At 44.5% G+C, this 12,397-nt stretch carries 9 protein-coding genes; 2 read left to right on the forward strand and 7 right to left on the reverse strand.

Annotation, left to right across the window (positions count from 1 at the left end):
• Window positions 1–58: 58 nt before the first annotated feature.
• The 4 genes from DN53_RS16555 to DN53_RS16570 form a co-directional block, all read right to left on the reverse strand.
• The gene (locus tag DN53_RS16555) at window positions 59–1,300 is read right to left on the reverse strand and encodes a dipeptidase (protein ID WP_129656032.1); all 1,242 of its coding nucleotides are present in this window, start codon (window positions 1,298–1,300) and stop codon (window positions 59–61) included.
• A gap of 44 nt (window positions 1,301–1,344) precedes the next feature.
• On the reverse strand, window positions 1,345–2,700 hold the full coding sequence (locus DN53_RS16560; RefSeq protein ID WP_207211138.1) for a hypothetical protein: 1,356 nt from the start codon (window positions 2,698–2,700) through the stop codon (window positions 1,345–1,347).
• A 205-nt stretch (window positions 2,701–2,905) separates the two neighbouring features.
• A complete protein-coding gene (locus tag DN53_RS16565; RefSeq protein ID WP_129656033.1) occupies window positions 2,906–3,910 on the reverse strand; it encodes a DUF6340 family protein in 1,005 nt (334 codons plus the stop codon).
• Between the two features lie 240 nt (window positions 3,911–4,150).
• Window positions 4,151–5,392 carry an MFS transporter gene (locus tag DN53_RS16570; protein ID WP_313790148.1) on the reverse strand — a complete coding sequence of 414 codons (1,242 nt, stop codon included), beginning with the start codon at window positions 5,390–5,392 and terminating at the stop codon, window positions 4,151–4,153.
• Window positions 5,393–5,629: 237 nt separating this feature from the next.
• Here DN53_RS16570 and DN53_RS16575 point away from each other — a divergent pair, with 237 nt between their 5' ends.
• Window positions 5,630–7,819, forward strand: a complete 2,190-nt coding sequence (locus DN53_RS16575) for a PAS domain S-box protein (RefSeq protein WP_129656035.1) — start codon at window positions 5,630–5,632, stop codon at window positions 7,817–7,819.
• 5 nt (window positions 7,820–7,824) lie between these two features.
• Entirely contained in the window at window positions 7,825–8,226 is a 402-nt protein-coding gene (locus DN53_RS16580) for a response regulator (protein ID WP_129656036.1), read from the forward strand.
• Here the strand turns inward: DN53_RS16580 and DN53_RS16585 are convergent.
• From DN53_RS16585 to DN53_RS16595, 3 genes are all read right to left on the reverse strand, one after another.
• The gene (locus tag DN53_RS16585) at window positions 8,223–10,433 is read right to left on the reverse strand and encodes a carbohydrate binding family 9 domain-containing protein (protein ID WP_129656037.1); all 2,211 of its coding nucleotides are present in this window, start codon (window positions 10,431–10,433) and stop codon (window positions 8,223–8,225) included. The two genes, DN53_RS16580 and DN53_RS16585, sit on opposite strands and share 4 nt — an antisense overlap.
• Before the next feature lie 191 nt (window positions 10,434–10,624).
• The gene (locus DN53_RS16590; protein ID WP_129656038.1) at window positions 10,625–11,515 is read right to left on the reverse strand and encodes a PorP/SprF family type IX secretion system membrane protein; all 891 of its coding nucleotides are present in this window, start codon (window positions 11,513–11,515) and stop codon (window positions 10,625–10,627) included.
• Between the two features lie 30 nt (window positions 11,516–11,545).
• On the reverse strand, window positions 11,546–12,397 hold an 852-nt coding region (locus DN53_RS16595; RefSeq protein WP_129656039.1), incomplete at its 5' end, for a T9SS type B sorting domain-containing protein.

Here is a 12,397-nt window from a genome sequence, read left to right on the forward strand (position 1 = left end):
TCACAGAGAAAAGGATAGCATTCCATTAATTGATCGTATCAATTTTCCGCTCTTTCCACTATCCTCCGGTTACCTCTCGAATTACACGGAGCCAGTTGAGACCAAGGATTTTTTTGATTCGTTCGTCGCTATAACCCAGCCTTTGCATGGCCATAGTGATTTGGGGAAAGTCACTGATGTCTTTGATTTCACGGGGCAACTCAGGACCACCATCCAGATCGGAACCTATGGCCATATGATCTTCGCCAACCAAGTTCACACCATAATCAATGACCTTGGCCAGTTGATCTACATGCATCCAGTACTCATCTGGAATGGTTCCCTTGAAGTTTAACGGAACTTCTTTGGCAACTGCCCTATCTGCTTCCTCAAGGGTCTTTGCAAAATCCTGTACCGAGGACGGAGTGGTCTCATTTGCGGCTTTTTGCTGCCATCCAAAATATTTTGGATTGTTAAAAAGACTGCCAAAGTGAATGCCGATCACACCTCCCTTTGCTGCGACCGCTTTAGCTGCCTCATCCGTAATACAACGAGGGTGGTTCACAATACTATAGAATCCGCCGTGGCTGTAGGTCACTGGATGTTTACTGGCCTCAACCGTCTGCAGGATGGCATCATTGGAGGCATGGGCAACATTGATGACCATGCCAAGCCTGTTCATTTCTGCAATGACTTCTTTCCCAAGATCATTGATTCCGCCCCAACGGCTCACATCGTTACAGGTGTCGATAAAGGCATTGGTTGTATTATGTGCCGTTAACTGCATAGACCTAAGCCCTAATCGATGAAGTGCTTGGAGTAAAAGGATGTCACCATCAAGGTCATAACCACCTTCCAAATCCAGAAAAGCGGCCATTTTCCCTTTTTTATTGATACGTTCTATATCAGAGGCATTAAGGGCCAATTCGATGACGTCGTTGTTCTTTTCAATTTGCTCAAGGGCAAGATTGATCACACGAAAGGTGTTTTTGGTCTCCAGTCTCCCGGGATAATAATGTTCCGGGGTATATACGGAGAAGAACATGGCATCAAGGCCACCTTCTTTGGCCCTGGGAAGGTCCACGGTACCATCCGAATAACGCTGCCCTATGTCGGTCCCCATCAACAGTTCACGGGTCATTACATGGGTGTGTCCATCCATAACAAAAGCATTCCGATGTAGCTCGGGCATGGTTTGTTGGTCAAAATCCAAAGGTATTTTGCTCCCTACTGCAGGAGTGGACAATAAGGATGTTATGGGAAAAACGCTTCCCGCCAAAGGAAGCATGGATAAACTCTTTACTAGTTCTCTTCGTTGCATATGTGTATTACTTTGGTATCAAATAATCATTATTGGGTCTTGCACTATTCGCTAAAGCCTCTTATGTATGGTCGGCTTGGTGGCCGTTCCCCCGTATTGAATTGCGCTCCCCGAGTAGTGTGGTATTTCATATTGAGTACCGGGGTTTCAATGCGGCGACCTACTGGGGAATATTGGCTATTCTCCCAATTGGACTCCATATAATGGTTTACAATGCCTGTGGATAACAATAGTCGCTCTGCATTGAAAGGCTCCTTTTTGGTTACCATCATCTCAGTAATCCAGTGCGGTTGGGCATTGGAGGCATGATATTGGTCAAAAGGGCCTGCCCAACCCAGCATGGAGATGATAGTAGGGTCGTTTTGCCCCTCAATTTCTCCGGCATAGGTCCATCCCACACCTCGACCACCAATAACAGCGGCCATAGTGCCATCATTATATTCTATAAGGCACATATTGGTTTGCGGATGCTGTTGAAAATGTCCGGCTTCCAATTCAAATTTTTTCTCCACGGAACTTAAGAGTTTGCTGGCCCATGGGGTGTTTTCCACCCATTTCCAGGTTTCCGGACCGCGTATGGATTGAACGGACTTTACACCTGTCTCTCCTCCCTTACGGCGTTCCACAAAGGCTTGGAGTACATCAATGGCATGGAAAATGGCACCTTCATCGGAAGTCCCCCCAAGTACGATCGAATGTTTTATGGGAGTGTCCACGGGAAGGTCCTTTGCAGGTGTCCTGTAATAAATGGGGATGGAAGAACCTCCGGTTAGTGGAAAGTTCAACTCACGAGATTTGTCAAACATCCACTTGGCTTCGTCCCAATTATAAGAAAGGTGCTTGTCATTAAAAACGGGAACTGAACGGTTGCTCCGCTCAAAAACCCGAATAACTTGATTGTAGATCCACCAGCGGGGTAAAAGCCAATGGCCTTTTAGGTCCGTAGGATAATTTCCATGTTCCCCAACGATGACCACACCGTCCACCGCAAGTTCATCACCACCAAGGGTAACAGCTTCGCCAACGGTATTATAAATGGGAATGCCCTTAGCTTTGCATATTTTCTGGCCCAAGCCACTTTCCTTAAGTTGGTGGATGTAAACGGAAACCACCTCCACGCGCGACTCCATATAGGCACCTTGCCACCAATAGCCATCCAACAACTTGGTGAAAATCCAATCTGCATGCGACCGGGTCGCGGCCCAATAGGTGGTAAGACATGCAATACGCACCTTTTTTTGTGGCTGCATTGGAATGGCACTGGAAGTAAGGCCCATTAGTGCCGCTAAACCGGCCATTCCGGTCAGTCCCATTGCTTCGCGACGTGTAAAATGTGTTTCTGTGGTTGGGCATGAATCAGCCGCCCCGGCTTTAATTTCGAGCTGTTTCTTTGCTTTCATGGTTAAGGTTATCTTGTAAATTCTATGAAGTGACTGTAGTATTTCATCATTGCCTACAAGTTACTTATAATTCATGGTAACCTTTCAAAAAAGAAACAAATTGTTTGTTACAATTCCTTGTGTTTAAGTGTTTATTAGTTGAATTAAATTGATTACGAAAGCTTTTTGATGCAAAGGCATGTTAGCTACATGATATATTCAAAAGCTATAGTTCCCAACGCTTTCTCCTTAATAAAACTTTGGCGTAGTCGCGTGCCATTTTATCTCCATAATCTTGATAGGATTTTTGGGCCCATTGCAAGGCAAGGTCGGTATTTCCCAAAACTTCATGGGCAACGGCAATATTGTATGCAGCCCTTCCGGCCGATTTACTGGATCGGTCATTGGCAATTTCTGTCCAGATCTCTATGGCTTCTTGCCAATTGGCCACCTCGGTTCTTCTCCAGCCAGCATCGAATAAGGACTTGTCCCGTCCCTTCCCTTTTTTGTACATATCCCGTCTAACCCTATAGAAGCTAGGGAAGAGTCGACTGGTATAGTCCAAACCAGCGGCATAAGCTGTTTCTGGTAGAGCGGTAAAGGGGATGGCTCCGTTCACGAGATCAAAATCCATTAAATGGGTTTGTTGAAACTGATCAATAATGGTTTTTTGCTCTGGGTCGTAGAGTCTCCAATAGCTTTTTACATTTACTCGGGCACGTCTGGGTATCCGCCCACTCGCTTTACCAGTTTGTAATACGGAAGTAACCTGTTCCACGGCTGTATTCAATACAAAGTCCGAGTTGGAGTCGAAGGTTTCCAGCACCAAAAGTACATCTGCATCCGTTTCGGCGCATATTTCATCCACGGTCTCCCAGCTCAATACTTCCGGGGTGAGTCTGGTTCCGGTACCGGGCAATCGAGTAGTGGAAGGAATCACGACCCTATATGGCCCTCTATTTTGAAGCCCTTCGAAAACTCCTTTGATGGCTTCATCCGAGGCCAATTTGTCCGACCCTAGGATTTCTCCGGTAGCAATGGACTCCAAGGTTTTATTGGAAGCATCTTCTTCTTTGGTCAAGGAGCGGTTTACCACGGCAATGTCATCTATGCCCTGAGGCAAAACCAATTGCGGTTCCTGTGGGTAATCCAAGTGAACATATCCGGAACTGGCGCAAGAAACCAAACAAATGCTAACTAGAAAACTGGCAAAAAGTTGAGGCTTTTTCATAATTGTAAGAATTTGGGAAAGAACCTAAAACAACAAACATGCCAAAAAAAAGACAGTTGCGGACTTCCCATATCCTGTAACGCTATGGAACCTCTTTTATTTTAAGAGGTTATCCTTTGGTGTAGCCCCGAATCAATGGAGTTTTGTGGATGGAAAAAGAGTACAATAAGCACAAAGAAAGAAAGTTCTGTTCTTCTTTTTAGATGTAATCATATTGCAAACATGGCCTTTGATAAAGCCTCAAGTACAAAGAGATTCCTTTCTCTTTTTTTCTTCCATTTTATGATTGTATAAAATAGCAATTCCAATACATGCTCCTGTACAGGCCAATATGGCCCCAACCACACTTGCGTAGTTTACAGGTAGTCCAAAAACCATGGGAAGACCTCCCAAATAGGCTCCAGATGCGTTGCCCATGTTAAAAGCACTTTGGTTCATGGAAGACCCCAGTTTTTCCGCTCCTTTAGCTGCTTTGATAATGGCGATTTGAATGGGTGCGGTAATTGAAAAGGTAATGATGCCGATAATGAAGCTTATAATAAAAATAGCAATGTTGCTACTGGCAAAAAATGAATTTGTCAAAAGAATGGTAGCCATGCACAATAAACTAATGACCACAGACTTTTCTGGCGAAAAGAAGTCCACCATTCTGGCTCCCAAAAAATTTCCCACGAACATACCCACACCTGCAACAATCATAATATAACCTACATAGGCCTCGGGTAATTTGGTCACGGTAATGACCAACGGAGCAATATAGCTGTACCAAGCAAAAAAACCACCTGTTCCAATGGTCGTCAATGCTATTAAGGCCCAAAGTTTTTTGCTTCGTATTCCAGATGAGGTCCCTTTGGAGGCCATAGTCTCCGATTTTTCCAAAGACTGTTTGGGCATCCAGTAGTATAAACTGGTAAGTGTGGCAATACCAGCAATCCCCACAAGCATAAAAGAAAAACTCCAATGCCACTCTTGCCCAATGTAGGTGCCCAAAGGCACACCTATCACATTGGCAATGGTTAGCCCAGAGAACATAATCGCCATGGCCTGGGCTGCCTTGCCTGGTTTGGCTAGGTAACCAGAGACCACCGCACCGATACCAAAAAAGGCTCCATGGGGCATTCCGGACAAAAAGCGGAACAATAGCATAACCCAATAGTTTTCTGAAAACGCGGATAGCGTATTGAAAATAGTAAACCAAATCATCAAGAACAACAATGATTTTTTTGGAGAAAGTTTCCCAATGAGTTTGGCCATAAAGGGAGCTCCCACCACAACACCTAAAGCATAAATGGCGATAAAGTGCCCGGCTTTGGATATTGAAATATCCATGGAATCCGCAATGTTGGGCAAAATTCCCATGATTACAAATTCTGTTAAACCAATCCCAAACCCACCAACGGCTAAGGATAACAGGGCTTTTGTGTTTGTTGAATTTGAAGACTGATCCAAATTTGCACTTTTAAGGTTGTAGTTAAGTGGCAAAGGTACGTGGTAATGGTTAAAGGCATTACAAGCATCTTTACTTAATTCTGTATTGATTTATCAAGTAAAGGCATTAAAAACGAATTCGGGCAGGCGGTGGAATTTTTTTTGGAAGAGATGGGGATTAACATTGTATATGAATACTAGCCCCGTTTTTTTTGTCGTTATTGTAAGTAGCCATGACAACCTACTTAGTGACATTTTTCCTAAATTTAATATCATAACTTAACGTACTGCATGACGATTGATCAATCTCTGTTTCAAAGGACCCCCGTTCCAATAGCGTTATTGGACACTCAATTAACTTTCGTGGATTTTTCAGACCGATGGTTGAATCACTTTGGGCTATCCCGGAGTACCATGGGCAAACCTTTTTTTGAATCCATGCCAAAATTACCTGAAGAGCTTAGACTGGATATTGGTTATTGCTTGGAAGGTGTCAGTTTCAGGACGGATACCATGAGAGTGATTTTGGAAAATGGTGATAGTGTATGGTACGAATGGAAGATAGATGCGATAAAGGACGAAGATGACGTGGTCAATGGATTGATCTTGGTTTTGGAAGATATCTCCGAGAGAAAATTGGACGAGGCCCATTTGATAAAATCCCAGCAAGTGGCACGGATAGGGGGTTGGGAAGTTGAACTTGTGAACAATACCATTTATTGGTCAAGTATTACCCGGGAGATCCATGAAGTGCCAAAGGACTATATTCCCAACCTTAAAGATTGGATATTTTTCTTTAAAGAAGGCTTTAGCCGGGATACCATAACAAAATTGGTGCAGGCTGGTATTGAGCATGGAACGCCTTGGGACACGGAACTCCAAATTGTTACGGCCAATGGAAGGGAAGTTTGGGTAAGGGCCATAGGCGAACCCGAAATGATGGATGGCAAATGTGTTCGGATCACCGGAACCTTTCAGGATATTGAAAGGCGCAAAAAAGCTGAAATCGAGCACAAAAATGTGAGTGAGCGATTGACGTTGGCCACAAAATCCGCTGGAATAGGTATATGGGAATACGATATCCAGAACAACGAAGTATTCTGGGATCCGAACATGTATATCCTTTATGGTATAGAAGCATCCGATTTTGCGGGAGTGTATGAAGCGTGGCAAGCCAGCGTCCTTCCAGAAGATTTGGAAAAAACCTCCCAAGCCGTGCAGGATGCCATAGAGGGAAAAAAGGATTTTAACACCACATTTAGAGTGAAATGGCCCAATGGGCAAGTCCGCTGGATAAAGGCCGAGGCTACAGTCATTAGAAATAAACAAGGCACGGCCTTACAAATGATAGGAATCAATACGGATGTAACCGAATTGAAAATTGCCCAATTACAATTGGTCACCAGTGAAGAGTCGCTCCAAGGTGCTTTTGAGAACTCTTCGGTGGGTATGGCGTTGGTTGGGATGGATGGTACATTCATTCAAGTGAACCAAAGCTTTTGCCGCAGCTTGGGCTACACCAATTCGGAACTATTGCGATTGACCTTTCAGGATATTACCCATCCGGATGATCTGGAAATAGATTTGTCCTTGCTAAGGGAGGTGGTGGAAGGAAAACGATCTACCTATCAAATAGAGAAGCGCTATTTTGATAAAAAAGGGCAGTTGGTATATGTGCTTTTAACAGTCACTTCGGTAAAGAAAATCGATGGGGAAATCTCCCATTTTATATCGCAGATCGTGGATATTTCATCCCGAATCAATGCAGAAAAGAAGCTAAAGGGATTGTTGCAGTTGACCACCAACCAAAACAATAGCCTTCTCAATTTTGCACATATAGTTTCGCATAATTTGCGTTCCCACGCAGCAAATCTTACCATGATCAGTGAGTTCCTTTTGGATGACACCTTGAGTCAGGAAGAGCGAAAGGATACATTGACCATGTTGGGCAGGGCTTCCCATGGGCTCAATGAGACCATTGCCCACCTTAATGAAGTGGTGCAGGTAAAACTGGAAACCGAAAAGAAATTAAAGGTAGTCCCGCTGCGGAAAACCGTGGATAAGATTTTGATGGATGTGAATGCCTTGATCAACGAGAACAAAATTCAGGTCAAAGTCAATGTTCCAGCTGAAATGCAGGTAAAAGGGGTAGCGGCCTATATGGAGAGCATTATCTTAAACCTAGTGACCAATGCCATTAAGTACCGAGACCACCAAAAGGAATGTGCACTTACCATCCATGCTGTTAACCAGGGACAGTACATTGAATTATTGGTGGAGGATAATGGCCTCGGAATTGACTTGGAAAGATATGGCCAAAAGCTGTTCGGGATGTACAAAACCTTCCATGGCAACAAAGATGCCCGGGGTATTGGACTTTTTATCACTAAAAACCAGATAGAGTCCATGGGTGGGCGCATAGAGGTTGAAAGTGAAATCAATATAGGAACAAAGTTTAGGGTGAAACTATTAAAAGCGTAGAACCAATGAGCCAGTTGCAAAGTGCTTGTATTGTAGATGATGATCCCATACACTTATTCGGGATGAAGGTCTTGATGAAGAGATTGGACTTTTCCAATGAGGTATTGGTTTTCCAAAATGGGCAAGAGGCCATAGATGGTCTTTTGGATAGGTTGGGGGCTGGAAAACCATTGCCTTCGGTCATTTTTTTGGACTTGAACATGCCCATCAAAGACGGTTGGGGCTTTCTGGACGACTTTGTGAAAATACCCCATCACAATAGGGAAAAGGTCACCATTTATGTGGTCAGTTCATCCATACATCCGCATGACCAAGAGCGTGCCAAAAACTACGAGGTGGTCGGGAACTACATCATTAAACCCCTTAACGAGCAGGAGCTAAAACAAGTTTTAATCGCGAAAAACTAGAATTGTTTTAAGAAATTGATTTTCACAATGGCCTGTTGTTCGGTTTGATTTCCGTAAAGAGTCTCATTGAAATCTCGATCGTTGAACACCAAATACACAAAAGACAGCGGGCTGTATTCCCAAGAAAAACGGATATTGATATTGGTAAGGTCGTTTTCTGTGTTCTTCTGAAGAAAGCCAGAAAGTTGGACCCTTGGGTTCAAGGCCAAACGGGATTCCAAGCTGAACAGATCCACATTTTTACTGATACTGCCCGTTCCTACGCCTTCAAATTCAATTCGGTTAAAGCTTCCGCCCAAGGAAATATGGGGAAGGGGAGAGTATCCTATCTGTGCATTGTACGAGGTTAAATCCCCATCAAAATAGCTTCCCCATTCTATCTCGCCACCAAAATTGAGTTTTTTGGAAGGGTCACTGTTTCCAAAAACCGAATGTTGAACATAATCATATTCACCCATAGGCACGGATAGGCCCAATGGGGTAAAGGTTTCGGTCAGGTTTTGAAAAAAACTGGTAATCTCATAGCCAAAATTACCCCCATTCTGAAGGTTGAGGTACAATGGATTTCCAGTCAACTGACGCTCGATCAATTTGCCCGTGGAGGCTTGGTGATAAAACTGGGCATGTGCACTGGGTTCATAGGCGCGCAGCCATTGTTTGAAAGGCATCTTCTCACCTCGAAAGAACCGAGTGATTCCAGGTGTGGTTCCGATAACATCACTTCTGGAGACAAATCCCATTTCCGGACTGAAATCCTTGGTGATCACGGATTGGGTCCACCATGCTTTCCACTTGTTGGAAGTGTAATAGTATTGGGCAATACCCGAAAAACCGCCACCACCTATTTCAGTGTTCCCGGAGTAACTCAAAAGGGCGTTGATGGAATGGGGTTCCCCCAAACGTATAAAGGCATCTACCGTACCAGTAATGTTGGTATTCTCCGAACCGTTCTTGGCAGTCATCAATGCTCCAATACGGTTCTGTTTTCCAAAATTCTCCGAGTATCTTCCCACCAAGAAGTTGGTTCCGGATATGGTTGAATTTCCTGCTTGACGGATGTAGATACCACCATAATTCCTTCGCGAAGCTCGATGAACAAAACGTCCTCCAACATCAATGGGAAGTGGATTCCCTTCGCCGTCAAGACCAATACTTCTACTAAAAAATGGCTGCACTACCATGGATCCGCCCTGTGAGCGATCACCTGGGCCCACATTGATTCCAAAAAGGGAAGCATTCTCCAGAAAAAACTGTCGCCGTTCCGGGAAGAAGACCGAAAAACGACTGATATTGTTCACCTGTCGGTCAACATCAGCTTGGGCAAAATCAGTGTTCACGGTAATGTCCAAAACATTGTTGGGGTCAATGGCCCATTTAAATTCGCCCCCTGCTTTCACATCCGTATTCTCATCTTCAATATCGGGGTTGTTTCCCTTATATCGATTATAGGAGGTGAGGAGGTAAGGCTTTACTTGGATATTGGGCGTTGGCGGAGGTGGTTTAAGGTTGGTAAGCCTTCCTGCATAATCCATTCTCGCCGCACTGAACGAACGTGGAAATGGTGAGAAGGCACTAATCTCGTTGGTCAATCTTCGGTTGCGATACAATTGAAAGCCCCAAATTTGAGTGGGGTCATCGGTCTTGGGGTATCTTAAAGTCTTCCAAGGAATGGCAATTTCGGCAATCCAACCTTTGTCCGTTCGGGTAGTCCGGGTAGTCCATCTACCATCCCATTCAATATCGTAGTACATGGCATCAAACGATAGGTAGTCCCGTTGTACACCATAGGGGTTGACCACAATGGACATGGCATTTCGCTCGTCATTGAACCCGTCAAAACATAAGGTAACCAAATCATGGGTCCTAAAGTTAAAATCGCGTTTGAAATCCGTGGCACGAATGGCTTTTTTTCCTAATGAATCCTTGCAGAAAATCCCAAAATACAGATTGTCTTCGTCAAAGAGCACCTTGATTTCGGTATCGTGATTGGGAGCTTCACCTTGATAAGGGTCTACCTGGGTAAACCTGGGGTGGGGCTTGGTTTTTGCCCAATCTGCTTCATCCAGAACACCGTCCACTTTGATGGGACCTGAAGTCTCCATGGCTTCCAGCTTATTTTTATTGGGATTGGGTTTAAAAATTTCTACATCTTGGGAATAGGTCGTTAGGCTAACGAGAAAAAAGAACAATACGTAAAGGCGCTGCATTTTTGCAATTTGGTTGAATGCTGGCAAAGCTAAAAAAAAGGATGAGGTACGCGCTAAAAATCTTGTTAGATATTACGGTATTGGGCATTAAGTTGTGAAACTCTTAGTAAGAATAAGAAAACATAAGAAAATCCATAAAAAAATGCCCCACCTTGGATGGGGCATTTTTCAAGTATACATGGAATTTGATTTTACATACGCAATCGCATGAAGAGTTCATGGGTATTGTTGTCCAGTCCGTCAATGGAATTCTGGATGGAGGTCTCATATGCATATCCCAAGTTGAAACCGTTGCTCACATTGAAGAGTACAAGTCCACTGATACTCTCATCATGGCGGTAGGATGCCCCAAATTCAAATCGCTCCCCAAAGTCCAAGATACCGGTGACCTCCAAGGATATGGGAGAGGCATCTACATATCGGAACATCCCCATGGTCTTTAGGTCCAAGGTTTTGCCCAGGAAAAAGCTATAGCCTCCACTGAGGTAGGCATGCATACGGTCTGCACCCAAGTACGCATTGCCATCCCGTTCCTGTAATCTATCCGGGGTGAGGAGTTTAGGGGACGAAAGCGATACAAAGTATCTGTCGTGCTTCAGGTAGGCCCCAGCACCCACATTTGGGGTAAACCTACTTTCATAGTTCATAAGGGCCCCATCCTGTCCCACCCCGTAGGTGATCAAACCATCGGTATTGGCATCATAAGAATTGGCACTACCCTTGATGCCAAAATAAAGGCGATGGTCTTCATCCAATTGGATGAAATACGAAATGTCTATGGCCACCCATGTCTGTTGTTCTATAAAGGTACGGTCATTGAGAATGGACGCTCCCAGTCCCAAATTCTTTCCCATGGGCATTCCAAAAATAGCACTTTGGCTCTCTGGGGCACCCTCTATACCGGCCCACTGGCTCCGAATTCCCAATGAGAATTCTGCAGCCTCCGAGCTTCCGGCAAAAGCCGGATTGTATATGTTCATGTTATACTGGTAAAAGGTATAATTGGGGTCTTGTTGGGCACTCACCGTTACGGTAAAAGCCATGGCCGCCAACAGTATCTGTAATTTATTAATTAGGTTCATGTTTGTATTGTGTGTTTTTTGTTGTTGCGATTAATAGTTGATAAAAATCCAGCCTTGCAATGGAGCACTTCCATCACCCAAATCGATGATGTACAGGTACGATCCCGCAGGAAGTTTTTCATTTCTGCTTTTGTAGAATCCTTCCCAGTTGTTACGATAGGATTGCGTAGCGAACACTTCGTGGCCCCATCGGTTGTAGACCGATACCCTGTTGTTAGGGTAATTATCAATCCCTGGAATCACCCAAGCATCATTGTTACCGTCACCATTTGGTGTAAAGGCCTGAGCGGGAACTAAAGAAGGTTCATCACTTGTTGGAAAGGCATCGTCACCATCCACAACACCATCGTTGTCATCATCGTCATCCAAACTGTCGGGAATACCGTCACCATCTGTATCCAATGGAATGCTTGAAGCATCGGTTGGGTCTGTTCCCTGCTCTAGTTCAAGCTCATCGGAATACCCATCTCCATCATCATCGGTATCCGCATTGTCACCAATGCCATCCCCATCGGTATCGGTGGTTTCCGAAGCGTCATTAGGGAAATCATCCTCGCTATCTGGAATGCCATCGTTGTCATCGTCATTATCAACGTTATCTCCTAGACCATCACCATCGTTGTCGATATCGGTGATACCATCATTATCGTCATCGTCATCAGCATTGTCTCCAACGCCATCTCCGTCCGCATCGGCATCTTCGTTTGGATCTAGTGGGAAGGCATCTTCATCATCTGGAGTGCCATCATTGTCGGCATCGTCATCGGCATTGTCACCGGTTCCGTCACCATCGGTATCGGTATCCTCGGTCGGGTCTTTTGGGAAATCGTCATTGATGTCCAAGGTACCATCACCATCATCGTCATCATCGGCGTTGTCTCC

The organism is Flagellimonas olearia (genome assembly GCF_004150225.1).
GTDB classification, from domain to species: domain Bacteria; phylum Bacteroidota; class Bacteroidia; order Flavobacteriales; family Flavobacteriaceae; genus Flagellimonas; species Flagellimonas olearia.

What these genes read in the sequence shown, in the direction of transcription:
- DN53_RS16555 (WP_129656032.1), bottom strand. Translation starts at nt 1,300, where the DNA reads ATGCAACGAAGAGAACTAGTAAAGAGTTTATCCATGCTTCCTTTGGCG.
- DN53_RS16560 (WP_207211138.1), bottom strand. Translation starts at nt 2,700, where the DNA reads ATGAAAGCAAAGAAACAGCTCGAAATTAAAGCCGGGGCGGCTGATTCA.
- DN53_RS16565 (WP_129656033.1), bottom strand. Translation starts at nt 3,910, where the DNA reads ATGAAAAAGCCTCAACTTTTTGCCAGTTTTCTAGTTAGCATTTGTTTG.
- DN53_RS16575 (WP_129656035.1), top strand. Translation starts at nt 5,630, where the DNA reads ATGACGATTGATCAATCTCTGTTTCAAAGGACCCCCGTTCCAATAGCG.
- DN53_RS16580 (WP_129656036.1), top strand. Translation starts at nt 7,825, where the DNA reads ATGAGCCAGTTGCAAAGTGCTTGTATTGTAGATGATGATCCCATACAC.
- DN53_RS16585 (WP_129656037.1), bottom strand. Translation starts at nt 10,433, where the DNA reads ATGCAGCGCCTTTACGTATTGTTCTTTTTTCTCGTTAGCCTAACGACC.
- DN53_RS16590 (WP_129656038.1), bottom strand. Translation starts at nt 11,515, where the DNA reads ATGAACCTAATTAATAAATTACAGATACTGTTGGCGGCCATGGCTTTT.